A 24,797-nucleotide genomic window follows, 5' to 3' on the forward strand; every position below is an offset into this window, starting at 1 on the left:
GTCATGTTTTCGCGCTCAGGCGCATAGTCATAGCAGAACAGTCCCTTACTCTGCACAAACTGCGCGCGAGTCTTCATGACCTTCATCAAGGTAACGGAGAGAAATTATCGCGGGAAACATCGAGATTGACGCGGGCCACAATGCGGCCCGCGCCTGAGGAGATTACAGCTTGTCGAGCAGCTTCTTCAGATCCTGGCCTTCGCGCGAATCCTTGTTCTTTTCAGCCCATTTGTTCAACGCATCCTTGGCCCGATCCTGCAGCGTTTTGCGCAGCACTTGATCGACCTGCAGTTGATAATTCAGCTGTTGCCAAGGCCCATAGACCCGCAGCGGGATCGGCGTTTTTTGCAGTTGCTCAATCAGCTCGCCGCGCCCTTGCCAACCGCCGGTGACGCGCACGTTGAGCGCCATGTCGCACTGTTTGCCCGGCATATCGATGCTGCCGGCGCCGGTCAACGCCAGCAAAGGCGAATCCGCCGTCAGGCCGCTGAGTTTGACCGTGCCCTGATTCAGGCTGGCCTGCGCAGAGACGCTTTTGACTTCGGTATAGCGCTGATAGCTGTCTTGCCCACGTACGCTGTTATCATTACGCGCCACCGCCTGCTGAATCAGCTGCTGAATATTCAGGCCGTGCAGCTGCGCATCCTGCATCGCCAGCTGCGCCGTACCGCGCCAGCGGCGCTCAAATGCCTGTGAAGAGAGGCGATCGCCGGTAAGATCCCCTTTCATGCTGAACTTGCCGGTGAGCATCTGCGGCATATCGAATGCCTTGAGCACCGTGCCGAGCTCAACCTGATTCAGCACCGGTTGCACGCTTATCACCGGTTTATTGCCGCGCGCGTCGAGCGTTCCCGGCAAGGAGAAATCTCCGCCGGCCAATTGCCCGGCAAGCTTGTGCAACGTCAGCAGGCCGCGTTGGTTGTCTGCCGTAACGGCCAATTGGGCAACGTTCATACCGCGATAGGTTACCTGTGCCGCCTGCAGGTTCAACTGTGCAGTGAAATCGCGCAGCGCCTCCAGGTTTTGCTGCCTATCGTCAACCTGGCTGGCGATCACCGGCGCGGAAGTCACGGCGGGCTGCTCGGCGGTAGTGGTGCTGGATTGCCAGCCGGAAAGCGCGTCGAGATCGAGGTTAGCCGAATTGAGGTTCACCACATAGCCGGGCACTGGTCCCAGCGTGGCGCTGATATCGCCGGTCAACTGACTGTTATTGGCGCTGACGTTCAGCTGACTGACGGCAATCTGCGCCGGCGTCTGCTGATAGACCACCTGCGCATTACCCTCTCCCTGAATACCGCCGTTCAGAATATCCGCGCCCGCCAGTTGGTAATTGAACTGGGTCACTTTGGCGCCAATCTGGCGTGGGAACTGCTGCAGATCGACATCGGCCGCCATGCTGAAGGTCAGGTCACGCTGATCGCGGTTGACCCGGCTGGAAAGTTCCAGCTGCGCCTGGCGTTTCTCCGTTTGTTGCAGGGTGAGATTGATATCCCGGACATTGATTTGTTCGTTATCGGCACGCTGCCAAATCAGCAGGCTGTCCACCACCCGAAGGTTATCGATATCGAACTTCCAGGCCGCGTCTGCCGCGTCAGTACCGCTACCGGCGGGTGCGATCGGGGCGTCCACCTGCGAGTGCTCTTCGCTGTCGGGCGTGAGGCGAATAACCGCGTTTTTCAACATCACCTGCTTCACAAACAGCTGATGCGACAGCAGCGGCAACAGTTTGACATCGAGGCGCATGTTTTCCGCACTCACCACCGGCGCTTTGGCACCCGGTGCAGTTAGCGTCATGCGGCCGGCCAGGATGCTGAGCTGCGGCCAGATATGCCACCGCAGGTCGCCTTCGAGCGTCAGCTGGTAGCCGCTCTTCTGCTCGACCTTTTTGACCATGTAGCCGCGAAAATCATTCGGATTGACCAGCAGTACCAGCGCGGACATCCCCGCCACCACGACCACCAGTAAAATCGCCAATGTCGTCAGTAATCTTCTCATGCCACCCTCTTGTCAGCGCCACACCGACGGTGCATTCCGCGCCGTTAGTCCTTGTCGATTCGACTGGCTACTGCGCCCTGCTGATCGCGATATTTTGCGTCCTGGCGGCTGTTGTATGGCCGGGCCGCCGGGCCGGACAATGGCTCAAAGCTCAAGGCCCCGATCAGCATCCCCGGCCGCAGCGCCAGCGGCAGCTTGCCGGAGTTGTAAAATTCCAGCACGATGCGGCCGTGCCAACCCGGATCGATACGGTGCGCAGTGACGTGCACCATCAGCCCCAGGCGCGCCAAAGAAGAACGGCCGTCGAGCCAACCCACCAGATCGTCCGGCAGCGTCACGGATTCGAACGTCACCGCCAGGGCCAGCTCGCCAGGATGAAGGAAGAACGCCTCGCCTTCCGGCAGGACAATCTCGTCGCTCATCACGCGATCCAGCGCGGCGCTGACTTCGTCTTTCGGCCCGCTAAGATCGATAAAAGGCGCGGTATGGCCACTGAACACGCGGAACTGATTGCCCAAACGGACATCTACTGTGGCCCCGTTGATGCGTTCGAGCGGCGGGCGCGGGGAAATCACCAGTTTCTCGCTATCCAGCCAGGCTTCTATATCGCGGTCGCACAGTCTCATGTCTTTCTTCTCCATCAAAACGCATAACTAAACAAAAATTGCCACACAACGGGCGAAAGGTCTACGCCGGGGTGCAAATAGTTGGCCAATGGCCGGAAATACACATTTCCGGCCATTAAGCGGCATTATTCAAAGAATTGGCTGATTTTGGCTTTCAGAATATCGATCGCGATGCGGTTTTTGCCACCGCGTGGGACGATGATATCGGCGTATTGTTTGGAAGGTTCGATAAACTGTAGGAACATCGGGCGCACGGTCTTCTGGTATTGCGCCATCACCGAATCCATCGAGCGGCCGCGCTCGTTGACATCGCGCTTCATGCGGCGCATCAGGCAGATATCGAGCGGCGTATCGACAAAGATAGAGAAGTTCATTTCCTGGCGCAGGCGGATATCCGTCAGCAGCAAGATCCCTTCCAGAATGATCACTTTTTTAGGTTCGAGATGGATGGTTTCTTTCTTGCGCGTGTGTTCGGTGTAGCTGTACAGCGGCAGCTCGATCGCCTTGCCGGCCTTCAGCATCTGCAGATGCAGAAACAGCAGGTTGTGATCCATGGCGCTCGGGTGGTCATAGTTGGTTTTGACCCGTTCTTCCATGGTCAGGTGAGTCTGGTCTTTATAGTAACTGTCTTCTGGAATAACGCCGATGTGCTCATCGCCGACCTGCTCGCGGAGTTCGCGGTACAATGTGCTGGCAATAAGGCTTTTTCCGGAGGCAGATGCGCCAGCTATACCAATAATGACGCACTGATGCGGATTGTCAGTCATAAAATTAAAGACCTGATTTCATAGTGTGAAGGGGGGAACTAAAACGCGACAATTATAGGGAGTCGTCAGGGTTTGCGCCACTGTATATTGCGCGACGGCGGGCGAATTCAGGCTATCTCGTCTTATCGGTACTGTCGTATTTTAAGAATCTCACGGCTAGGGCAACGCACGCTAACAAGATACACTCCTGCGCTGACTTATGCTCCCCCATGCCCCTTCATCGGAGATTGATGTGCTGGATTGGTATTTTTTGACTTTTTTCGGCGACAGCATGCTGCTGCTGCCCTGCGCGCTGATTCTGTTTTTATTGCTGCTCACGTCTTCCACCACCCGCGCGGCAGGCTGGCAGTGGGCGCTGATCTTCGGATTCACCGGCGGGCTGGTCTGCCTGTCCAAACTGGCCTTTATGGGCTGGGGTATTGGTAACGCAAGTTATGATTTCACCGGATTCAGCGGCCATTCGGCCCTCGCCGCCAGCATCTGGCCGCCGTTACTCTGGGCGTTGACCGGCCGTTTTTCCCATCCAGTGCGTAGCCTCGCGCTGCTGACCGGATGGATATTGCCTTTCACCATCGGCGTGTCACGGCTGGAAATTCGCGTTCATTCGGTATCCGAGGTGATCAGCGGGCTGATTTTAGGCTACCTGGCCAGCGCCCTGTTCCTGTGGCTGCAACGCGCTAAGGCTCGTCCACGCCTTTCCTGGCCACACTTGGCCATCGCGCTGGCCTTGCCGCTGGCACTGATGGGGCAGCGGCAGCCGGCCCCCACCCAGGGGTTGCTGGAACATATCGCCAAAACGCTCGCGCAAATCGAACGTCCTTATACCCGCGCGGATTTGCATAACCCTGCCCGTATCCCATAAAAAAACCCGGCGTTTAAGCCGGGTTCTTGCATTGCCATAGGCCGATTACAGCGCGCGGAACGCAATCTCCGTCGGGATCGTCTCGCCCTGCCAATACATCTGCGCGGCCACGCGGCCGGCGAGCTGGCGATACATCTCGGCAAATTCGCTGTCCGGGCGGCTGATCACCGTCGGCGTACCGCGATCCAGATCTTCGCGCAGCGAGATATGCAGCGGCATCTGCCCCAGCAGACGGCTGTGGTATTTCTGCACCAGCTTCTCGGCGCCGCCGGTGCCGAAGATCGGCTCATGGTGACCGCAGTTGCTGCAGATGTGCACGCTCATGTTCTCCACGATGCCCAATACCGGCACATGCACTTTCTCGAACATCACGATGCCCTTGGCGGCATCCAGCAAAGCGATATCCTGCGGGGTGGTAACCACCAGCGCGCCGGTCACCGGAATGTTCTGCGACAGCGTCAGCTGGATGTCGCCGGTGCCCGGCGGCATGTCCAGCACCAGGTAATCCAGATCCGGCCACAGCGTATCCTGCAGCAGCTGCATCAGCGCCTTGCTGGCCATCGGGCCGCGCCACACCATGGCGTTATCGTCGGTCACCAGGTAACCGATGGAGTTGGTCGCCAGGCCGTGCGCCACGATCGGCGCCATGTGCTGACCGTCCGGCGAGGTCGGCCGCTCATGTTCGGTACCCAGCATGTTGGGGATCGACGGGCCGTAAATGTCGGCGTCCAGAATACCGACCTTGGCCCCTTCGGCGGCCAGCGCCAGCGCCAGGTTGACGGCGGTGCTGGATTTCCCCACCCCGCCTTTGCCGGAGCTGACGGCGACGATGTTGCGCACGCCTTTGATGCCGGCCTGGCCGTTGGCGCGTTTCAGCGTCGTGATGTCGTGTTTCAGCTTCCAGTCGATAGCGGAAGCGCCGGTCACGCGCAACAGCTCGGGGCCGACGCTCGCCTGCAGCGCCTCAAAACCGCTCTGCCAGGCAAACGGCATCGTCAGTTCGATATGCAGTACATCGTCCAGCAACGCGCAGTGATGAATGGCCTTCAATGCGGTCAGGTTGTTTTTCAACGTCGGGTGTTCAAAGGCGGCCAGTACACCGGTCACCAGGGCGCGCAGAACTTCGGGGTTGGTCTGCTCAGGGGATTTTGCGTTCATCCCGGCTCCTTGATTTTGAATGAGTAGCTTCCGGCTAAGCATATCAGAACTGCGCTGCCGCTGGCGCATATAACCTGCAAGAAACCGCCCTAGCAGCGAAGGGCGCGATCGGTTAACATCGAAGGCCCTTTTATTCATTACAGAAAGCAAGTTCTCACTATGGCTCAAGTCGCGAAAAAATTATTGGTGACGTGCGCGCTACCGTACGCAAATGGTTCCATCCATCTCGGCCACATGCTCGAGCACATCCAGGCGGATATCTGGGTGCGTTACCAACGAATGCGCGGCCACGAAGTGCATTTCATCTGCGCGGACGACGCGCACGGCACGCCGATCATGCTGAAAGCGCAGCAACTGGGCGTGAAACCGGAAGAAATGATCGCGGAGATGAGCCAGGAGCACCAACAGGATTTCGCCGGCTTTGGCATCAGCTATGACAACTACCATTCGACCCATAGCGATGAAAACCGTGAGCTGTCCACCCTGATTTACAGCCGCCTGAAAGAAAACGGTTTTATCAAGAACCGTACCATTTCTCAGCTGTACGATCCGGAGAAAGGCATGTTCCTGCCGGACCGTTTCGTGAAAGGCACCTGCCCGAAATGCAAATCGCCGGATCAATACGGCGATAACTGCGAAGTGTGCGGCGCCACCTACAGCCCGACGGAACTGATCGATCCGAAGTCCGTGGTTTCCGGCGCGACGCCGGTGATGCGCGACTCCGAGCACTTCTTCTTCGACCTGCCGGCCTTCAGCGAAATGCTGCAGGCGTGGACGCGCTCCGGCGCGCTGCAAGAGCAAGTGGCGAACAAGATGCAGGAGTGGTTCGAATCCGGCCTGCAGCAGTGGGACATCTCCCGCGATGCGCCTTACTTCGGCTTCGAGATCCCGGATGCGCCGGGCAAATACTTCTACGTCTGGCTGGACGCGCCGATCGGCTACATGGGCTCCTTCAAGAACCTGTGCGACAAGCGCGGCGATCTGGACTTCGACGAGTTCTGGCGCAAAGACTCCACCACCGAGCTGTATCACTTTATCGGCAAGGACATCGTCTACTTCCACAGCCTGTTCTGGCCGGCGATGCTGGAAGGCAGCAATTTCCGCAAACCGACCAACCTGTTCGTGCACGGCTACGTGACGGTGAACGGCGCCAAAATGTCCAAGTCGCGCGGCACCTTCATCAAGGCCGGCACCTACCTGCAGCATCTGGACGCCGACTGCCTGCGCTATTACTACGCCGCCAAGCTCTCTTCACGCATTGATGATATCGATCTCAATCTGGAAGACTTCGTGCAGCGCGTAAACGCCGACATCGTCAACAAGGTGGTGAACCTGGCGTCACGTAACGCCGGCTTTATCAACAAACGCTTCGGCGGCAAGCTGGCCGACAGCCTGGCCGATCCGGCGCTGTACCAGACCTTCGTCGACGCGGCGCAGAGCATCGCCGAAGCTTACGCCGGCCGCGAGTTCAGCCGCGCGATCCGCGAAATCATGGCGCTGGCCGATCTGGCCAACCGCTACGTGGATGAGCAGGCACCTTGGGTGGTGGCGAAGGAAGAAGGCCGCGACGCCGATCTGCAGGCCATCTGCTCGATGGGCATCAACCTGTTCCGCGTGCTGATGACTTACCTGAAGCCGGTGCTGCCTTCGCTGACCGAACGCGCCGAAGCGTTCCTCAACGCCGAGCTGAGCTGGGACGCAATCCCGCGGCCGCTGCTGGGCCACCAGGTGAACGCATTCAAAGCGCTGTTCAACCGCATCGATCTGGACAAGGTCAGCGAAATGGTCAACGCCTCGAAAGAAGACATGGCCGCCGCCAAGCCGGTGACCGGTCCATTGGCCGATGATCCTATTCAGGAAACCATCACCTTCGACGACTTCGCCAAGGTGGACATGCGCATCGCCCTGATCAAAAGCGCCGACTTTGTCGAAGGCTCCGACAAACTGCTGAAGCTGCAGTTGGATCTGGGCGGCGAATCGCGCCAGATCTTCTCCGGCATTCGCTCCGCTTACCCGGATCCGAAAGCGCTGGAAGGCCGCCTGACCATCATGGTCGCCAACCTGGCGCCGCGCAAAATGCGCTTCGGCGTTTCGGAAGGCATGGTGATGGCGGCGGGCCCCGGCGGGAAAGAGATCTTCCTGCTGAGCCCGGACAGCGGCGCGCAGCCTGGCATGCAGGTCAAGTAACCGCGCCGGCGCGTTACATCAAGGGTCGAGCTTGCTCGGCCCTTTTTAATGCCTCAAACCCAACGTTATAAACAGTAAGAAAAAGTCATAACCGCTCTGATTCCCTCGCCCGCCGCATCTCGCTATGATGCTCCGCAACAACAAATAGACGTCCAGACAGAAAGACTGCTATAACAGACCTTCACCGGGACCGTTTACCCGCTTTTTTGGAGCCTATAATAATGAAAAATCTCAAGACTTCGCTGCTCGCCCTCAGCCTGCTGGCTGCCCTGCCGCTGCAGGCGGCGGAAAACGCCGCCGTGCCGGCCGCCATCGCTCAGCATCAGGGGCCGGTGCGCATCGCGGTGATCCGCAACCTCGGATCCGACGACAACACCACGCAATTTTTGGCGGGCGCCATTCAGGAAGGACGCAAGCTGGGCTTCAAGGTGGACACCTTCCTCAGCAACGGCGACGACGCGCGTTTCCAGGACTTCGTCAACCAGGCTATCAGCCAGAAATATGACGGCATCATCCTCTCGCAGGGACGAGCCCCCTATTCCACCGAGTTGGTCAAACGTATCGCGGTGGCCGGCATCGCCGTCGCGGCTTTCGATACCGACGTCAGCGGCAGCGTTCCCGGCGTCACCGTCTCGCAGCAGGACGACGCTTCGCTGGCCAACGCCTCCTTCGGCCAGCTGGTGAAGGATTTCAACGGCCAGGCCAACATCATCAAACTCTGGGTAGCCGGCTTCCCGCCAATGGAACGCCGCCAGGCCGCCTATCAGCAGCTGCTGAAACAGCATCCGGGCATTCACGAGCTGGAATCGATCGGTGCGGTCTCCTCCGACGTACAGGGCGATACAGCCAATAAAGTGGGCGCGGTGCTGGCGAAATACCCGAAAGGCAAGATCGACGCCATCTGGGGCACCTGGGACGCCTTCACCCTGGGCGCTTACAAGGCATTGAAAGAGAACGGCCGCACCGAGATCAAGCTGTACAGCATCGATATCTCCAACCAGGACTTGCAACTGATGCGCGAAGCCGGCAGCCCGTGGCAGGTCAGCGTGGCGGTGGATCCGAAACTTATCGGTGCAGTCAACCTGCGCCTGGTGGCCAACAAGATCGCCGGGGAAAGCACGCCGGACAGCTATCAGTTCAAAGCGACGGTCATTCCGCAAGCGCTGTTGCTGGCGCAGCCGGGGCCGGTCAACGTCGCCGGGCTGGCGAAGATCATCCCCGGCTGGGGCAGCAGCAGCGACTTCGTGCAGCCGTGGTTCGCCACGCTGCAGGCCGAACACGGTAAATAATGCTGTTTTTGACGAGGCTGCCGACGCAGCCTCTGTTTTTAAACTAATTTTAGGCTTTCCCCTTCCGTCCTCGCCAAAATACGCTATGTTATCTGCATTGCCCAATAACTGTATGCATACACAGGCTTCGAATGAAGGGATTCCCCTCGCTGATTAACATGCTGCTGGCCAGTTCGCTGGTGTTGACCATCGGCCGCGGCGTGACGCTGCCGTTCATTACCATCTATCTCACCGAGCATTTCCATCTGCTGCCGAAGAGCGTGGGCGTGATCCTGGGCGTCAGCCTGACCCTCGGCATCCTTGCCAGCCTGTACGGCGGCTATCTGGTGGACAAATTCAGCAAGAACCGCCTGATCCTGCTATCGATTTTATTGTTTGCGCTGAGCTTCTTCGCCCTTCCCTGGATCCCGCGCCCCGGCGGCGTGATCGTGGTGCTGGCGATCCTGCATACCTGTTATTCTGTGCTGAGCATCACCATTAAGGCCTGTTTCGCCGACTGGCTGCCGGTCGAGCAGCGCATCAAGGCTTTCTCAATCAACTACACATTGGTCAACGTCGGCTGGGCGATCGGCTCTGCGCTCGGCGTTCTGGTGGCCGGGCTTAGCCCACTGCTGCCGTTTTACCTGTCGGGCGGGTTGGCGCTGGCGACGGTGGCGACGCTAAGCCTGCGCTTGCGCGGTCGGGAACAGCGCGCAACGCCAGCCGCCGCCCCCGCGGCGCTCCCCAACTTCCGCCAGACGGTGACTATCCTGCGCAGCGATCGGCGGCTGATCTACTTCACTCTCGGCAGTACCCTGGGTGCCGTCGTGTTCGGTCAGTTCACCGGCTATCTGTCGCAATACCTGATCACCGTCTCCAGCGCCGAGTTCGCCTACAAAATCATCGGGCTGGTGATGATCGTCAACGCCAGCATCGTCATCGCCCTGCAATACCTGCTCAGCCGCGGCATGCGTCAGGAAAACATGCTGCGCTGGCTGGCGCTGGGCACGCTGTTTTTCATCGTCGGGCTGCTCGGTTTTATGGTGGCCGGCCAGGCGGTCTGGCTGTGGCTGGCGGCGATGGCGGTGTTTACCCTCGGCGAAATCATCGTTATCCCGGTGGAATACATGTTCATCGACTTTATCGCGCCGCCGCACCTGAAAGGCAGCTACTATGGGGTACAGAACCTCAGCGCGCTGGGCGGCGCCATCAACCCGGTGCTGTGCGGGGTGCTGCTCAGCTATGCTGCGCCGCCGTTGATGTTCGTGATGCTGATCGTCGCCGCGCTGCTCAGCCTGCTGTTTTTCTTCCTCGGCCACCGGCTGGCGGAACACGCGGCGACAACCGCCGAAGACACGCGCTGAGCCCGCGCGTAGCAGCCATTGCGGGCTGTCAACCCGCCGATCGGGCATGGCATCCATAGCGAGAATTCATGGTGCGATCTGTGGCATGGCTCACAGTTTAATTGTATGATGAATGCATCAGTTAAACGGGAAAAGACAATGGCCAACGTGCTCACACTGTGCTGGAAATACCTGAGAGCCCTGCTCCTCATCTACCTTTGTCTGTTCGTCGGCAATGCGCTGGCGGCGCTGCTGCCGTTCGCCATTCACGGCAGCATCCTCGGCATGCTGCTGCTGTTCGCCCTGCTCTCTACCCAGATTCTGCCGGCCAAATGGGTTAAACCCGGCTGCCACTTGCTGATCCGCTACATGGTGCTGCTGTTCGTGCCGATCGGCGTCGGGGTGATGAAATACTATGACCAGATCGTCGCGCATCTGGGCCCACTGGTTATCTCTTGCCTCATCAGCACGCTGATGGTGCTGGTGGTGGTCGGCTATACCTCACACTATTTTCACCGCGAGCGCCGCATCGCCGGTAAGCCCGATGACACGGAGGGCAACCCATGATCCATGAAATCTGGTGGTCGCTGCCGCTGACGCTGGCGGTCTATTTCGCCGCGCGCTGGCTGGCGCGCAAGCTGAACATGCCGCTGCTCAACCCGCTGCTGGTTTCCATGGCGGTGATCATCCCGCTGCTGCTGCTCACCGGCATCCCCTATGAGCGCTACTTTCAGGGCAGCAAAATCCTCAACGATCTGCTGCAGCCGGCGGTCGTCGCGCTGGCCTTCCCGCTGTATGAACAGCTGCACCAGATCCGCGCGCGCTGGAAGTCGATTATCGCGGTGTGCTTCATCGGCAGCCTGACCGCCATGATCAGCGGTGGCGCCATCGCCCTGTGGCTGGGTGCCACGCCGGAAATCGCCGCCTCTATCCTGCCGAAATCGGTCACTACGCCGATCGCGATGGCCGTCGCGGACTCGCTCGGCGGCATTCCGGCGATCAGCGCGGTCTGCGTCATTTTCGTCGGCATCCTTGGCGCCGTGTTCGGCCATACGCTGTTCAACCTGTTGAAAATCACCACCCACTCGGCGCGCGGTCTGGCGATGGGTACCGCATCCCACGCGCTGGGCACCGCACGCTGCGCGGAGATGGACTACCAGGAAGGCGCTTTCGGCTCGCTGGCGCTGGTGATCTGCGGCATCATCACCTCCCTGCTGGCACCGTTCCTGTTCCCTGTGCTGCTGCACCTGTTCGGTTGAACAGGGTGAAACTTGCGATACATCTCGCATTTATGTATCTCATTGCATTAATTTCATCAATTAAGAGACATTAATCACACTTTAATGTCTCTGGCCTGCCTAGAATGTTATCCCGTTAACCTGTAGAGAGACTTTCTATGCATCCGCGTTTTCACACCGCGTTCAGCGCACTGCCTGCGACACTGCAATCCGCCCTGCGGCCCTATCTGGACGCGCCTGACTTTCCGGCGATGTTCACGGCCGAGCAAGCGGCGGCGATCCGCACAGGCTGCGGGTTGGACGATGACGCGCTGGCATTCGCGCTGCTGCCGCTGGCGGCGGCCTGCTCGTTAACCCCGATATCGCACTTCCACGTCGGCGCCATCGCGCGCGGGCAAAGTGGCAACCTCTATTTCGGCGCCAATATGGAATTCAGCGGCGCACCGCTGCAGCAAACCGTGCATGCAGAACAATGTGCGGTTACCCATGCCTGGCTGCGCGGCGAGCCTGCGCTGGCCTCGGTCACCGTCAACTACACGCCGTGCGGCCACTGCCGTCAGTTTATGAATGAACTGAACAGCGGCGGCGAGCTGCAGATCCGTCTGCCGGGCCGCGCGCCGGCCACGCTGGCGGACTATCTGCCGGACGCCTTCGGCCCGAAAGATCTGGATATCGCTTCGCTGCTGATGGACAAGGTCGATCACGGCCATCGGTTGGCGCTGGACGATGCGCTGACGCAGGCGGCGCTGGCTGCGGCCAATCAGAGCCACGCACCGTACAGCAACGCCCACAGCGGCGTGGCGCTGGAAACGCAGGACGGTAACCTCTACGCCGGCCGCTATGCAGAAAACGCCGCCTTCAACCCGAGCCTGCCGCCGCTGCAGGCCGCGCTGATCCTGCTGAACCTCTCCGGCGGCGATTGCCTGAACATCCGCCGCGCCGTGCTGGTCGAACCGCAAGAGGCGATCCTCAGCCAGTGGGACGCCACCCGTGCCACGCTGGCGGCGCTGGGCTGCCAAAACGTCAGCCGCGCCGCGTTCTAAGCGCACCACGGCGGAGCCATCCGGTTCCGCCGCTAACAGCCCCGCCCGCCAAATACAATGCCCCAACGCCGCCAGAGAGACTTTCTTTAGTTAAAAAATCATTTGATTGTCGATAATTACGCCAACCTGGTTCATCATCTGGCAACAAATGCTGTACATCTTCTCTTTATCTCTTAGGATCGTCGGCAATAAAGTTATCTGATACGTGAAGAGTAAAACTGATGGAACTAGAATACGAAAGCAAACGCCCGCTCTACATCCCTTACGCCGGCCCGATTCTGCTGGAATTTCCGCTGCTGAACAAAGGCAGCGCTTTCACCGAGGAAGAACGTAGCCACTTCAACCTGCACGGCCTGCTGCCGGAAGCGGTGGAAACCATCGAAGAACAGGTGGAACGCGCCTACCGTCAGTACCAGGATTTCAAGAACGACAACGACAAGCACATCTACCTGCGCAACATCCAGGACACCAACGAAACCCTGTTCTACCGCCTGCTGGACTCGCACCTGAGCGAGATGATGCCGATCATCTACACCCCGACCGTCGGCGAGGCCTGCGAACACTTCTCCGATATCTATCGCCGCGCGCGCGGGCTGTTCATCTCCTACCCGAACCGCGATCGCATCGATGACATGCTGCAAAACGCCACCAAGCAGAACGTCAAGGTGATCGTGGTCACCGACGGCGAGCGTATCCTCGGCCTGGGCGACCAGGGCATCGGCGGCATGGGCATCCCCATCGGCAAGCTGTCGCTGTACACCGCCTGCGGCGGCATCAGCCCGGCCTACACGCTGCCGGTGGTGCTGGACGTCGGCACCAACAACCCGCAGCGCCTCAACGATCCGCTGTACATGGGCTGGCGCCATCCGCGCATCTCCGGCGAGGAGTACCACGCCTTCGTCGAAGAGTTTATTCAGGCGGTCAAACGCCGCTGGCCGAACGTGCTGCTGCAGTTCGAAGACTTCGCGCAGAACAACGCCACCCCGCTGTTGAACCGCTATCGCGACGAGATCTGCTGCTTCAACGATGACATCCAGGGCACCGCCGCGGTCACCCTCGGCAGCCTGATCGCCGCCAGCCGCGCCGCCGGCAGCCAGCTGCGCGATCAGACTGTCACCTTCCTCGGCGCCGGTTCCGCCGGCTGCGGCATCGCCGAGCAAATCATCGCGCAGATGAAGTCCGAAGGTTTGAGCGAAGACGAAGCGCGCGCCCGCGTATTCATGGTCGACCGCTTCGGCCTGCTGACCGACAAACTGCCGAACCTGCTCGATTTCCAGAGCAAGCTGGTACAGAAGAGCGACAACCTGGCCGGTTGGGAAACCGCCAGCGACGCCATCTCGCTGCTGGACGTGGTGCGCAACGCCAAGCCGACCATTCTGATCGGGGTGTCCGGCCAGCCGGGGCTGTTTACCGAAGAGCTGATCCGCGAAATGCACAAGCACTGCGAACGCCCTATCGTGATGCCGCTGTCCAACCCGACCTCGCGCGTGGAAGCCCGCCCGGAAGACATCATCAACTGGACCGACGGCGCCGCCTTGGTGGCGACCGGCAGCCCGTTCGCGCCGGTGAGCTATAAAGAGCAGCTGTACCCGATCGCCCAGTGCAACAACTCCTACATCTTCCCGGGGATTGGCCTCGGTGTGCTGGCCTCCGGCGCCACCCGCGTCACCGACGCCATGCTGATGGCCGCCAGCCGCGCGCTGGCGGACTGTTCGCCGCTGGCCACCGACGGCCACGGCGCACTGCTGCCGAATATCGACGATATTCAGGGCGTGTCGAAGTGCATCGCCATGGAAGTGGGTAAAGCGGCGCAGCTGCAGGGCGTGGCGATCGTCACCTCCGAAGACGCGCTGTCGAAAGCCATCGAGCACAACTTCTGGCGGCCGCAGTACCGCAGCTACAAGCGCACTTCGTTCTAACTGGCGCGCTAAATTGACCCAGCCCGGCTCCGCCGGGCTTTTTTGTGCGACAAAACCGCCTAAAAATGCGGCGTTGCGCGTGCTTCAGGCGGTTCGCGTCTTGCGTCGATCGGTCAGGTAAAGTAGCCTTGATCCATCTTTTTCAGCCCGGCGCGCGTAAGGCAACAACATGTGGAAACGCCTGATCATCAGCCTGTTCATCATCATTGCGGTGTTGATGGGTTCGGCTATTGCGCTGGATCGCTGGATCAGCTGGAAAACCGCGCCTTACGTCTACGACGAACTGCAAGAATTGCCGCACCGCCAGGTCGGCGTGGTGCTCGGCACCGCCAAGTATTACCGCACCGGGGTGATCAACCAGTACTACCGTTACCGCATTCAGGGGGCGATCAACGCCTATAACAGCGGCAAGGTGAAATACCTGCTGCTGAGCGGCGACAACGCCCAGCAAAGCTATAACGAGCCGATGACCATGCGTCGCGATCTGATCGCCGCTGGCGTGGCGCCGAGCGATATCGTGCTGGACTACGCCGGTTTCCGTACCCTGGACTCCATCGTGCGCACCCGCAAGGTGTTCGACACCAACGATTTCATCATCATCACCCAGCGTTTCCACTGCGAGCGCGCGCTGTTCATCGCCCTGCACATGGGCATTCAGGCGCAGTGCTACGCGGTGCCGTCGCCGAAAGACATGATGACGGTCCGCGCCCGCGAGATCTTCGCTCGCCTGGGCGCGCTGACCGATCTGTACATCCTCAAGCGCGAACCGCGCTTCCTTGGCCCGCTGATCCCGATCTCCGCCATGCACACCGTGCCGGAAGACGCCCAGGGCTATCCCGCAGTTTCACCGGAACAGTTGGTGGAACTGGAGCACAAGCTGAAAGAAGAGAAGCAGAAAGCCAAACAGCCCTGACGCGGCAAACGCCCAAAACAAAGGCCGGCAATAGGCCGGCCTTGTGGTCTGCGAGGTGGCAAATCTACTTCTTCTTGGCGTATTTCAACGAGTCCAGCGCCACGGCGAAGATGATGATGCTGCCCTTGATAATGTACTGCCAGTACGGGTTGATGCCGATATAGGTCAGGCCGTAGTTGATGACGGTGAAGATGATCACCCCGGTCACCACGCCCCACACCGTACCCACCCCGCCGGCGAAGGAGACGCCCCCCACCACGCAGGCGGCGATGGCATCCAGCTCGTACATAAAGCCGAGGTTATTGGTGGCGCTGCCGATGCGCCCCGCTTCCAGCAGGCCGCCGAAGGCGTAGAACACGCCGGACAACGCATAGATCATGATCAGGTTCAACGGCACGTTGACCCCGGACACCTTGGCCGCTTCCGGGTTGCCGCCGATGGCGAAGATGTTCTTGCCGAAGCGGGTCTTGGTCCACAGGATCCAGACGAATATGATGGCGATCAGCGCATAGAAGGTAATGTACGACAGCTTAAAGTCGCCGAAGCGCAAGAAACCTTGGGCAAAGGTGGAAAACTTCGGATCGAAGCCCGCGACCGGCGAAGCGCCGACCGAATCGTAATACAGCGAGTTGATGCCGTAGACGATGATCATGGTGCCCAGCGTAGTGATGAACGGCGTCACGTTGAGATAGGCGATAATCAGGCCGTTAACCAGGCCGATCACCGCGCCGACCGCACACACCAGCAGGATGACCAGGGGAATCGACCAGGTTTCCATGTGCGGGAACACCTTGTTGACGTTATCCATCGACTGCAGCAGCGTGGCCGCCACCACCGCCGCCAGCCCCACCTGCCGCCCGGCGGACAGGTCGGTGCCCTGGGTCACGATCAGCCCCGCCACGCCCAGCGCGATGATGATGCGCACCGAAGACTGCGTCAGGATGTTACTCAGGTTCATCAGGCTGAGGAAAGTCGGATCCTGAATGATGATGATGGCCAGCAGCACCAGCAACACCACGTAAATGCCGCCTTCCTTGAAATAGGTAAATAAGGTTTTTTTATTTAGCGCGTTCATAATTCCGATCCTTAAAGGTGCAGGGAGGCGAGACGTAAGATTTCATTTTGCGAGGTCTGTTTAGTGTTAACGATGCCCGCAACCTGACCATTGCTCATCACCAAAATACGGTCGGTGATCCCCAAAAGCTCCGGCATTTCGGACGAGACGATAATGATCCCCTTGCCCTTCTTCGCCAGTTCGGTCATCAGCTGATAAATCTCGAACTTGGCGCCCACGTCGATGCCGCGCGTCGGTTCATCCAGCATCAGGATCTCCGGCTGCGTCAGTAACCAACGGCCGATGATCACCTTCTGCTGATTGCCGCCGGACAGCGAGCCGATATGGGTGTGATGCCCCGGCGTTTTCACCCGCATGGCGTCGATCACCCACTGGGTGTCGCTCTTCATCCGCGCGTTATCCAGCAGGCCGAGCTTGTTTTTATAATTGCGGATATTGGAGATCAGCGAGTTGAAGCCCACGTCGAGGTAGGCATAAATCCCGGTGGAACGGCGTTCTTCGGTCACCAGCGCAAAACCGTGGTTGATCGCTTCGTTGGCGCTGTGGTTGTCGATCGCCTTACCGTGCAGCTTGATGGTGCCCGCCACCTTTTCGCGAATGCCGAACAGCGTCTCGACGATATCGGTGCGCTTGGCGCCCACCAGCCCGGCGATGCCGAGGATCTCGCCTTGGTGCAGATCGAAGGACACATCGCGAATCGAGGGCTGGCGCAGCGACGTCAGGTTCTTCACCTCGAGGATCACCTCACCCGGCGTGTTCTGCCTGTCGGGGAAGCGCTGGCTGAGCGAACGGCCGACCATCATGGCGATGACCTTGTCCATATCCAGCCCTTCCAGCGGCTGGGTGGCGATCCACTGCCCGTCACGCAGCACCGTTATCTCGTCGCACAGCTGGAAGATCTCTTCCATCTTGTGCGAGATATAGACGATGCCGCAGCCGCGCTCTTTCAGCTTGCGGATGATGGTGAACAGGTGATTGACCTCTTTTTCCGTCAGCGAAGAGGTCGGTTCATCCATGATGACGATTTTGGCGTCGTAGGAGAACGCCTTGGCGATCTCGATCATCTGCATCTGCGACACCGACAGGTTGCCCACCTTTTCGCGCGGGTTGATGTCGATATCCAGCTCGTCGAAGATCGCCTGAGTGTCTTTGAGCATTTTTTCCTGATCGACGAACAGGCCTTTGGTCGGGTAGCGCCCCAGCCACATGTTGTCCATCACGGTGCGCTGCAGCACCAGGTTCAGCTCCTGGTGCACCATGGAAACGCCGTGCTCCAGCGCTTCCTTCGAACTCTTGAAATCGATCTCCCGGCCCTGAAACACAATGCTGCCGCTGTCTTTTTTGTAAATGCCGAACAGGCATTTCAGCAACGTCGATTTCCCCGCGCCGTTCTCCCCCATCAGGGCGTGAATCGAGTGCGGGCGGACGCGTAAATTGACATTGTCCAAGGCTTTGACGCCGGGAAATGACTTACAGATATCCGTCATTTCCAGCAGAAATTCGCGTGAGCTATCGGCCATAAATACACCTGGCTTAACGATCTTGCAGTCGTAAACATCCCCGCCAGCGGTATTCCTGGTGTTGGCGCCGCCGGCGGGGTCTTAGCGGGATCTCAATTCTTATTTAACAAACTGAGACAGGTTGTCTTTATCTACGCCGACGTAAGGAATACGCACGACTTTATTTTCGATTTTATATTGGGTGCCTTCGGTGGCCGGTTTGCCCGCCGCCAGGTTCTTCGCCAGCTCGAAGGTGGCTTTCGCCTGGTTGTCGGCGTCGTTCAGCACCGTGCCCGCCATCGCGCCGGATTTCACCAGCGCCAGCGCTTCAGGCAACGCATCGACGCCAAACACCGGGATACTGGTCTTGTTGTGCGCTTTCAGCGCTTCCACCGCGCCCATTGCCATGGCGTCGTTGTTGGCGATCACCACTTCGATCTTGTTGGCGTTCGGGCCGGAGAGCCAGGCGTCCATCTTGTCCTTCGCCTGCGCGGTATCCCACATCGCGGTATCCATCTGCAGCTGCTGGGTCTTGATGCCTTTTTCGTTCAGCGTTTTCACCACGTAGGTGGTGCGCGCTTCGGCATCCGGGTGGCCCGGTTCGCCCTTCAGCAGCACATACTGGATCTGGCCGTCTTTGTTCAGATCCCAGGCCGGGTTGGCTTTCCAGTGTTTGGCGATCAGCTCGCCCTGGATCACGCCGGATTCTTTGGAATCGGTGCCGACGTAATACGCCTTGTCGTAGCTGTCCAGCGCCTTGCGGGAAGGTTCTTTGTTGTAGAACACCACCGGGATATCGTTTGCGCGCGCCTTATCGATAACCACCGGCGCCGCGGCCGGGTCGACCAGGTTGATCGCCAGCGCTTTCACGCCCTTGGCCAGCAGCACGTCGATCTGATCGTTCTGCTTGGACTGGTCGTTCTGCGAGTCATTCATCAGCAGGGTGACGTCCGGTGAAGCCTTGGCGTCTTTCTCAATAGCCTTGCGCACCACCGACATGAAGTTGTCGTCGTACTTGTAAATCGTGACGCCAATACGGGTGTCAGCATGGGCTGCGGCGCCAAACATCATGGCTGCGGCCAGGGCGGCCAGGGTGAAAACCTTCTTATTCATTGTCAGTCTCCGGTTCTGTGTAGGGTATTACTCGTCTTTGAGCCAATGGTCACCGGCAGTGCGCACACCCCAGGCCAGGCGATTTCCACTCAACACCTGTCGTCCGTGGATCTTGTTATTTCCGAGAAATGCTGTGTCAGCGCGAGGTAAAGGTTGCAGCGGCAAGGGCCTTTGCGCCGGAAAACGCCTAGAGCATAGACGGCGCGATGTTAATATTCTGTGAATTTTCTCACAGATTGAAAACGGTTACACAAGATTAAATCGTCAGAGAGTGACCGTCGCCTCACTTTGCCAGGGGGCGACAGAATGGCGCCGTACCAGCGTCGGCATGAACAGATGAGCGGCCTGCGGCTCCGCCAGGCCTGCTGCGCCCTGCAACGCCAGCTCGGTCGCCAGCGTGGCCATCGAGACGATCGGATAGCGCACCGTGGTGAGCTTGGGGCTGGTGTAACGTGCGATGGGGATGTCGTCGAAGCCGATCAGCGAGAAATGCTGCGGCACTGTGATACCGTTTTCTTTCAGCACCGCCATGGCGCCGGCGGCCATGGCGTCGTTGTAGGCGAACACCGCGCTCAGCTGCAAGTTACGCCCCAGCAGTTCCACCATCGCCGCCTCGCCGCCCTGCAGATCCGGCGAACCGTAGGCGCGCCAGTTGTCGGGCGTGGCCAGCCCGGCGGCGGCCATCGCCTGCGCATAGCCCTGCTGGCGCAGCGGCCCGTCTTCGATCGGGTGATTGGAGCCCAGATAACCGATGCGCCGATGGCCCTGCGACAGCAAAAGACGCATCGCCATTTCCGCGCCGCAGACGTTATCCAGCCCGACGCAGCGCGGCTCATAGCCGGGGATAATCCGGTTGATCAGCACCATGCCCGGCACCTGCTCCAGAAAGCCGATCAGCTCGGCGTCGCTCAGGGCTTTGGCATGAACAATCAGGGCATTACAGCGCTGGCGGATCAGCACTTCGATCGCGTGGCGCTCTTTGCCCGCCTGATGATAGCTGTTGCCGATCAGCAGGTATTTGTGGTGTTTCTGTGCCACCGTGTCTACCGCTTTCACCAGCGCGCCGAAAAACGGGTCGGAGACGTCCATCACCACCACGCCCAGGGTATCGCTACTTTGGGTCGCCAGCGCCTGCGCGTTGGCGTTGGGGCGATAGCCCAGCTCCGCCACCGCCTGCAGCACCTGCTCGCGCGTCTCCTTGCTGGTCAGCGCGCTGTGGTTCAGCACGCGGGAGACGGTCGCCACGGAGACCCCGGCGCGTTTCGCCACGTCGCGAATGGTGATCGGATGAACTGGAGGCATGCGGGATCCTGAAATCGGGGTAGTGGCCGGTGGCGCTATCCTACCCCGATTGGCCCGCTGCTCGCGTGAATTACGTCACAGGAAAGAAAACGTTTACATACATTTTTTTAACCTGCCGGCTGGCGCTCACTTCTGCGTTTTGGGTTCCGCTGCGCCGGCGGCCAGCTGCGTCAGCTTGCGCCACAGCCATTCCATCGGCCCCTGAGCGAAGTAACGCAGCCACAGTGCGGAAAACGCCAGGTTGGCCAGCCAGACCAGCGGCACGAACGCCAACAGCTGCAGCCGGTCGAACTGCGCATAGAGACCGAAGCGATAAAACAGCGTGGTGCAGATCAGCGTTTGCAGCAGGTAGTTGCTCAGCGCCATGCGCCCCACCAGACTCAGCCAGTGGGCGATGCGCATGCGCGACAGCGCGGGCCAGAAACCGTAGCACAGCGCCAGATAGCCCATCGCCTGCAGCGGGGCGCCCAGCTCACGCGGCACCTGCAACAGGAAACCGCTCCAGCGATAGTCCCAGTGGACCTGCCATTGCAGCGCCACCGCCGGCAGCTGGATCAGCACCGAAAGCGGCAGCAGCCACGCCGCCTGCCGCAGGTAATAACCGGAGGAATAACTGCCGCGCAGCCAGCCGCTGCGCATCAGCCCGGCGCCGAACAGCATCAGCCCCGCCAGCTCCCAGCCATACTGCGCGCCGATGGCCAACAGGCTGGACGAGAGCAGATCGGCGCGGCTGCGCCAGGCTTCGAAACCGCCCTGCAGCTTCCAGAACTTCTCGTACTGCAGCTCCGCCACGCCCGGCTGCCAGAAGCTGCCCGGCTCACCGTGCGAAACGAAGCCGAGCAGCAGCAGCACCGCTACGCCGATCAGATAGAGCACCACGCCGGTTTTCAGCAGCTGGAAGGTTTCTTTGGCTTCGCGGATCATGCGCCAGCACACCAGGCCGATCAGCCCATAGGCCAACAGAATATCGCCGTCCCACAGGAAGATGGCGTGCGCGAGGCCAAACAGCACCAGCCACGACAGCCGCGCGCGGATCCAGCTTTTGCCGCGCCGCAACAGCATTTGCAGCCCGGCACCGAACAGCAGCGCGAACATCGCCAGGAACTTCGCCTGGGCGAAGAGATCGAGCAGTGCCCAGGTCCAGGCGTCGCGCGACGACGGCATGCCCAGATAGGCCGGGTTGAGATAGGCGGCCTTCGGCAAGCCGAAGGCGCTGATGTTCAGCAATAAAATGCCGAGAATGGCGATGCCGCGCACGCAGTCCAGCGTGGCGATGCGCGGCAGAGGGTGACTGTTCATTTTTTATCGCTGTCTTCCGCTCATGAAAAAGGCGCCCGCAGGCGCCTGTTGTCGTCGTGCGGGTCGCCCCGCAACGCCATCACCCCTGGTGATGACGCACCGCGCGCAGGAACTCCTGGCGGGTATTCTGGCTGGACTTGAACAGCCCCCCCAGCGAGGTGGTGGTGGTGGCGCTGGTCGCGTCGCGAATGCCGCGCGCCTTGACACAATAATGGACCGCATCGATCGATACCGCCACGTTATTGGTGCCGAGCAGCGTCTGCAGCGCCACGAGGATCTGCTGGGTCAGGCGCTCTTGCACCTGCGGACGCTGGGAGAAGAACTGCACGATGCGGTTGATCTTCGACAGGCCGATCACCGAGTCTTTCGGGATATAGGCCACGGTGGCCTTGCCGTCGATGGTCACGAAGTGGTGCTCGCAGGTGCTGGTCAGCGTGATATCGCGCACCGTCACCATCTCATCCACCTTCATTTTGTTCTCGATGACGGTGATTTTCGGGAAATTAGCGTAGTCCAGCCCGGAGAAGATCTCGTCGACATACATTTTGGCGATGCGATGCGGCGTCTCCGCCAGGCTGTCGTCGGACAGATCGAGATTCAGCAGCTGCATGATTTCGGTCATGTGCTCTTTGATGCGGCGCTTGCGCGTTTCGCGATCCAGCACTTCCCCGCGCAGCGGTGTTTCCAGACCACGCTCTTCCAGCGCCGCATGCACCAGCGCGGCTTCTTTACTTAATGATGTCATGTACTTGTTCTCCTGCGGACGGAACCCGCCGGCGGCCTGGTAGGGCGTGCGGCCGGCGAATTGCTTGCTCTCGTGACGGCAGAGTTTTCGTGATGGATAACGTGAACCCGGTCAAGATTTTGCCCCCACTGTAGATGAGAGCGCGGCGATTATCCAGTGATAGTGCTTCATCCGCAGGTGAAATATTCGCATTTAGCACAATCAGGCCGGCTGCGGGATCCCACGCTTTTTGTATGGATTTTAATCAGCGCATCGCCGTTTTTTGCGCCAGCCGCCGCGCCGGGGTATTCACCACCAGCGCACCGGCCACCAACAGCGCCGCCACCGCCACGTACAACGCCGGCTCCAGCCGATGGGTCATGGCGGTCGACAGCGCCGACAGCATCGGCCCAACCAGCTGGCCGATCGCATAACCGGTGGTCAGCAACCCGGCCATGTAACGCGCATGGCGCGGCGCCAGTTCACGGCCGTGCTGAAGGGCGAGCTGCACCACACAGAGAAAACCGCCGCCGGTCAGCAACGCCCCGAGTGCCAGGCCGGCCACGCCCGGCACCACTTCGGCGCTCAGTACGCCCAGCGCCTGTATCCACAGCGTGATCGCCAGTCGGGTCTGGGTGGTCAGCCGATGACGGGTCAAAATGCCGATCACAATCCCCAGCACCGCCGCACCGCCGAACACCGGCCAGACGAACTGCGCGAACAGGCTGCCGGGAAAACGTGCCGCCGCCATCTGCGACAAGAACGTCGCCGGCAGGATGTAGCCGAAACCGGCCAGGCTGTAGCTCCACACCAGGCGTTTGAGCGCCGGCGTCAGCAGCAGCGGCTCCGGGGCCACATCCGGGCGATGCAGCTCGCCGCTGCGCGGCAGAAAGGCGCTAATTCCTCCGACCAACACCAGCGCCAGCCCGCCATACACCAGCCAGGCCTGCGCTGCCGTCAGCCCCAGCGTGTTGATACCCACCGCCAGCATGCCGCTGAGGAAGATACCGGCGCCCGGCCCGGCGAACACCGCCGCGCTCAGCGCCGGCCGGCCGTAGTGCGCCAACCGCTCGTTGGTCCAGGCCGCCACCAGCACCATCGCCCAGCCGCTGGCCCAGCCGATGACGAAGCGCAGCGCACCGTGCGTCCATTCATCCTGCGCCAGCGCCGACAGCAACGTCAGCGCCATCGCGCCCCATACGCCCAACCACAGGCGCCGCTCGACGTGGCGCGTGGCGCGCATCGCGTCGTAGGCGCCGCACAGGTAGCCCAAATAGTTGATCGCCGCCACCAGCCCGGCGCCGGTCAGGCTGAACTGGTGCTCCGCGATCATCAGCGGCACCTGGGGAGTAAAAGCGAAGCGGCCAATGCCCATCGCGACGATCAGCGCGGCAAAACCGCTCAAGGCAATACGTAAAGCCATACCGGTATCCAAAAGGTTAAAAGAAAGTTGCCAGTATCATGCCGCAGTATTAAACTCACAAAAACTGAATAATAGTTATCAAGTTCATCACGAAACGAGAATATTATGGATCTGACCCAGCTTCGCATGTTCTGCTGCGTGGCGGAAACCGGCTCGGTCGCCCGCGCCGCCGAGCAGCTGCACCGCGTGCCGTCGAATTTGACCACCCGGCTGCGCCAGCTCGAGCAGGAGCTGGGCGCCGATCTGTTTATCCGCGAAAAACAGCGCCTGCGCCTGTCGCCGATGGGCCATAACTTTCTGTGCTACGCCAACCGCATCCTGGCGCTGAGCGACGAGGCGATGAGCATCACCCACGCCGGCGAACCGGCGGGTAACTTCGCCCTCGGCTCGATGGAGAGCACCGCCGCTACCCGCCTGCCCTCGCTGCTGGCGGCTTACCACCAGCGCTTCTCGCAGGTTTCGCTGTCGCTGACCACCGGCACCTCCGGCGAAATCGCCGATCGGGTGCGCGCCGGCACGCTGGCCGCGGCGCTGGTCGACGGCCCGGTACCCTATGACGAGCTGAACGGCTGCATCGCCTATCCTGAACATATGGTGGTGATCTCCTGTCTCGATCACGCGCCGATCCACAGCGCCAAAGACGCCAATGGCGAGACGCTGTTCGCCTTTCGCGCCAGCTGCTCCTACCGCCTGCGGCTGGAGGCCTGGTTCAAGCGCGAAGGCGCGCGGCCGGGGCAAATTATGGAGATCCAGTCCTATCACGCCATGCTGGCCTGCGTCGCCAGCGGTGCCGGGCTGGCGATGATCCCGCATTCGGTGCTGAGCCTGCTGCCGGGCCATGAGCGGGTTCGGGTTCACACCCTGCCGCCGGACGTGGCCGACACCGCCACCTGGCTGCTGTGGCGCCGCGACGCGTTCGGGCCGAACGTGCGCGCGCTGAAAGAGTTGATTATTGAACAGACGGAAACCGCCGATGTTGATGAAAGCACCCCCAACGATTTATCAGACGTTGTCGATATCGCCTGATTTAAAAAGAAAACCAC

21 protein-coding genes are annotated in these 24,797 nt (G+C 60.3%); 10 read left to right on the top strand and 11 right to left on the bottom strand.

From position 1 onward, the window contains the following. Positions 1–162 precede the first annotated feature (162 nt). The 3 genes from asmA to udk form a co-directional block, all read right to left on the bottom strand. Positions 163–1,995, bottom strand: coding sequence for an outer membrane assembly protein AsmA (asmA, locus tag WCL58_RS04875; protein WP_336850644.1), 1,833 nt, complete (start codon positions 1,993–1,995; stop codon positions 163–165). A gap of 44 nt (positions 1,996–2,039) precedes the next feature. Continuing rightward, positions 2,040–2,621 carry a dCTP deaminase gene (gene dcd, locus WCL58_RS04880; protein WP_019454407.1) on the bottom strand — a complete coding sequence of 194 codons (582 nt, stop codon included), beginning with the start codon at positions 2,619–2,621 and terminating at the stop codon, positions 2,040–2,042. Positions 2,622–2,746: 125 nt separating this feature from the next. After that, the gene (udk, locus tag WCL58_RS04885) at positions 2,747–3,388 is read right to left on the bottom strand and encodes a uridine kinase (protein ID WP_336850645.1); all 642 of its coding nucleotides are present in this window, start codon (positions 3,386–3,388) and stop codon (positions 2,747–2,749) included. Between the two features lie 232 nt (positions 3,389–3,620). On the opposite strand from udk, the gene WCL58_RS04890 reads away from it, so the two are divergent. Further along, positions 3,621–4,250 carry a phosphatase PAP2 family protein gene (locus WCL58_RS04890; RefSeq protein WP_202669206.1) on the top strand — a complete coding sequence of 210 codons (630 nt, stop codon included), beginning with the start codon at positions 3,621–3,623 and terminating at the stop codon, positions 4,248–4,250. Positions 4,251–4,295: 45 nt separating this feature from the next. On the opposite strand, the gene apbC is transcribed toward WCL58_RS04890, so the two are convergent. Further along, positions 4,296–5,408: an iron-sulfur cluster carrier protein ApbC gene (gene apbC / locus WCL58_RS04895; RefSeq protein WP_336850646.1), complete on the bottom strand. Its 1,113-nt coding sequence runs from the start codon at positions 5,406–5,408 to the stop codon at positions 4,296–4,298. 159 nt (positions 5,409–5,567) lie between these two features. On the opposite strand from apbC, the gene metG reads away from it, so the two are divergent. From metG to sanA, 8 genes are all read left to right on the top strand, one after another. Beyond that, positions 5,568–7,595, top strand: coding sequence for a methionine--tRNA ligase (gene metG, locus WCL58_RS04900; RefSeq protein WP_197808293.1), 2,028 nt, complete (start codon positions 5,568–5,570; stop codon positions 7,593–7,595). Positions 7,596–7,816: 221 nt separating this feature from the next. Continuing rightward, positions 7,817–8,884, top strand: coding sequence for a sugar ABC transporter substrate-binding protein (locus tag WCL58_RS04905; protein ID WP_336850647.1), 1,068 nt, complete (start codon positions 7,817–7,819; stop codon positions 8,882–8,884). A 131-nt stretch (positions 8,885–9,015) separates the two neighbouring features. Continuing rightward, positions 9,016–10,227, top strand: a complete 1,212-nt coding sequence (locus tag WCL58_RS04910) for an MFS transporter (protein ID WP_187322169.1) — start codon at positions 9,016–9,018, stop codon at positions 10,225–10,227. Positions 10,228–10,365: 138 nt separating this feature from the next. Then, positions 10,366–10,773: a CidA/LrgA family protein gene (locus tag WCL58_RS04915; protein WP_336850648.1), complete on the top strand. Its 408-nt coding sequence runs from the start codon at positions 10,366–10,368 to the stop codon at positions 10,771–10,773. Continuing rightward, the gene (locus WCL58_RS04920) at positions 10,770–11,465 is read left to right on the top strand and encodes a CidB/LrgB family autolysis modulator (RefSeq protein ID WP_019454415.1); all 696 of its coding nucleotides are present in this window, start codon (positions 10,770–10,772) and stop codon (positions 11,463–11,465) included. The genes WCL58_RS04915 and WCL58_RS04920 overlap by 4 nt, the downstream gene beginning before the upstream one ends. 137 nt (positions 11,466–11,602) lie before the next feature. Then, the gene (gene cdd, locus WCL58_RS04925; protein ID WP_060421403.1) at positions 11,603–12,487 is read left to right on the top strand and encodes a cytidine deaminase; all 885 of its coding nucleotides are present in this window, start codon (positions 11,603–11,605) and stop codon (positions 12,485–12,487) included. 221 nt (positions 12,488–12,708) lie between these two features. Next, positions 12,709–14,406, top strand: coding sequence for an NAD-dependent malic enzyme (locus WCL58_RS04930; RefSeq protein ID WP_004938945.1), 1,698 nt, complete (start codon positions 12,709–12,711; stop codon positions 14,404–14,406). A 169-nt stretch (positions 14,407–14,575) separates the two neighbouring features. Then, a complete protein-coding gene (sanA, locus tag WCL58_RS04935; protein WP_004938948.1) occupies positions 14,576–15,319 on the top strand; it encodes an outer membrane permeability protein SanA in 744 nt (247 codons plus the stop codon). Between the two features lie 64 nt (positions 15,320–15,383). Here sanA and mglC read toward each other — a convergent pair whose 3' ends face one another. The 7 genes from mglC to WCL58_RS04970 form a co-directional block, all read right to left on the bottom strand. Further along, positions 15,384–16,394: a galactose/methyl galactoside ABC transporter permease MglC gene (gene mglC / locus WCL58_RS04940; RefSeq protein ID WP_004938953.1), complete on the bottom strand. Its 1,011-nt coding sequence runs from the start codon at positions 16,392–16,394 to the stop codon at positions 15,384–15,386. An 11-nt stretch (positions 16,395–16,405) separates the two neighbouring features. Beyond that, complete coding sequence (mglA, locus tag WCL58_RS04945) at positions 16,406–17,914, bottom strand: galactose/methyl galactoside ABC transporter ATP-binding protein MglA (RefSeq protein ID WP_336850650.1); 1,509 nt, start codon at positions 17,912–17,914, stop codon at positions 16,406–16,408. Positions 17,915–18,013: 99 nt separating this feature from the next. Beyond that, positions 18,014–19,006 carry a galactose/glucose ABC transporter substrate-binding protein MglB gene (mglB, locus tag WCL58_RS04950; protein WP_060440366.1) on the bottom strand — a complete coding sequence of 331 codons (993 nt, stop codon included), beginning with the start codon at positions 19,004–19,006 and terminating at the stop codon, positions 18,014–18,016. 264 nt (positions 19,007–19,270) lie between these two features. Continuing rightward, complete coding sequence (galS, locus tag WCL58_RS04955) at positions 19,271–20,308, bottom strand: HTH-type transcriptional regulator GalS (RefSeq protein WP_141958559.1); 1,038 nt, start codon at positions 20,306–20,308, stop codon at positions 19,271–19,273. A 126-nt stretch (positions 20,309–20,434) separates the two neighbouring features. Further along, positions 20,435–21,607: a DUF418 domain-containing protein YeiB gene (yeiB, locus tag WCL58_RS04960; RefSeq protein WP_147839539.1), complete on the bottom strand. Its 1,173-nt coding sequence runs from the start codon at positions 21,605–21,607 to the stop codon at positions 20,435–20,437. Positions 21,608–21,686: 79 nt separating this feature from the next. Further along, positions 21,687–22,352, bottom strand: a complete 666-nt coding sequence (gene folE / locus WCL58_RS04965) for a GTP cyclohydrolase I FolE (RefSeq protein WP_004938969.1) — start codon at positions 22,350–22,352, stop codon at positions 21,687–21,689. 244 nt (positions 22,353–22,596) lie between these two features. Then, positions 22,597–23,754 carry a YbfB/YjiJ family MFS transporter gene (locus WCL58_RS04970; RefSeq protein WP_033646786.1) on the bottom strand — a complete coding sequence of 386 codons (1,158 nt, stop codon included), beginning with the start codon at positions 23,752–23,754 and terminating at the stop codon, positions 22,597–22,599. 105 nt (positions 23,755–23,859) lie between these two features. On the opposite strand from WCL58_RS04970, the gene ptrR reads away from it, so the two are divergent. Beyond that, positions 23,860–24,780: a putrescine utilization regulator PtrR gene (ptrR, locus tag WCL58_RS04975; RefSeq protein ID WP_102984997.1), complete on the top strand. Its 921-nt coding sequence runs from the start codon at positions 23,860–23,862 to the stop codon at positions 24,778–24,780. Positions 24,781–24,797: the final 17 nt, after the last annotated feature.

Source organism: Serratia sp. TMDUHS_CL (genome assembly GCF_037137105.1).
Lineage (GTDB): Bacteria > Pseudomonadota > Gammaproteobacteria > Enterobacterales > Enterobacteriaceae > Serratia > Serratia nevei.

Coding starts and splice junctions, on each gene's coding strand:
- WCL58_RS04970 (WP_033646786.1), bottom strand. CDS start 23,754: ATGGCTTTACGTATTGCCTTGAGCGGTTTTGCCGCGCTGATCGTCGCG.
- udk (WP_336850645.1), bottom strand. CDS start 3,388: ATGACTGACAATCCGCATCAGTGCGTCATTATTGGTATAGCTGGCGCA.
- dcd (WP_019454407.1), bottom strand. CDS start 2,621: ATGAGACTGTGCGACCGCGATATAGAAGCCTGGCTGGATAGCGAGAAA.
- WCL58_RS04930 (WP_004938945.1), top strand. CDS start 12,709: ATGGAACTAGAATACGAAAGCAAACGCCCGCTCTACATCCCTTACGCC.
- cdd (WP_060421403.1), top strand. CDS start 11,603: ATGCATCCGCGTTTTCACACCGCGTTCAGCGCACTGCCTGCGACACTG.
- WCL58_RS04915 (WP_336850648.1), top strand. CDS start 10,366: ATGGCCAACGTGCTCACACTGTGCTGGAAATACCTGAGAGCCCTGCTC.
- WCL58_RS04920 (WP_019454415.1), top strand. CDS start 10,770: ATGATCCATGAAATCTGGTGGTCGCTGCCGCTGACGCTGGCGGTCTAT.
- asmA (WP_336850644.1), bottom strand. CDS start 1,995: ATGAGAAGATTACTGACGACATTGGCGATTTTACTGGTGGTCGTGGTG.
- galS (WP_141958559.1), bottom strand. CDS start 20,308: ATGCCTCCAGTTCATCCGATCACCATTCGCGACGTGGCGAAACGCGCC.
- mglB (WP_060440366.1), bottom strand. CDS start 19,006: ATGAATAAGAAGGTTTTCACCCTGGCCGCCCTGGCCGCAGCCATGATG.
- WCL58_RS04905 (WP_336850647.1), top strand. CDS start 7,817: ATGAAAAATCTCAAGACTTCGCTGCTCGCCCTCAGCCTGCTGGCTGCC.
- sanA (WP_004938948.1), top strand. CDS start 14,576: ATGTGGAAACGCCTGATCATCAGCCTGTTCATCATCATTGCGGTGTTG.
- folE (WP_004938969.1), bottom strand. CDS start 22,352: ATGACATCATTAAGTAAAGAAGCCGCGCTGGTGCATGCGGCGCTGGAA.
- mglC (WP_004938953.1), bottom strand. CDS start 16,394: ATGAACGCGCTAAATAAAAAAACCTTATTTACCTATTTCAAGGAAGGC.
- mglA (WP_336850650.1), bottom strand. CDS start 17,914: ATGGCCGATAGCTCACGCGAATTTCTGCTGGAAATGACGGATATCTGT.
- metG (WP_197808293.1), top strand. CDS start 5,568: ATGGCTCAAGTCGCGAAAAAATTATTGGTGACGTGCGCGCTACCGTAC.
- yeiB (WP_147839539.1), bottom strand. CDS start 21,607: ATGAACAGTCACCCTCTGCCGCGCATCGCCACGCTGGACTGCGTGCGC.
- apbC (WP_336850646.1), bottom strand. CDS start 5,408: ATGAACGCAAAATCCCCTGAGCAGACCAACCCCGAAGTTCTGCGCGCC.
- ptrR (WP_102984997.1), top strand. CDS start 23,860: ATGGATCTGACCCAGCTTCGCATGTTCTGCTGCGTGGCGGAAACCGGC.
- WCL58_RS04910 (WP_187322169.1), top strand. CDS start 9,016: ATGAAGGGATTCCCCTCGCTGATTAACATGCTGCTGGCCAGTTCGCTG.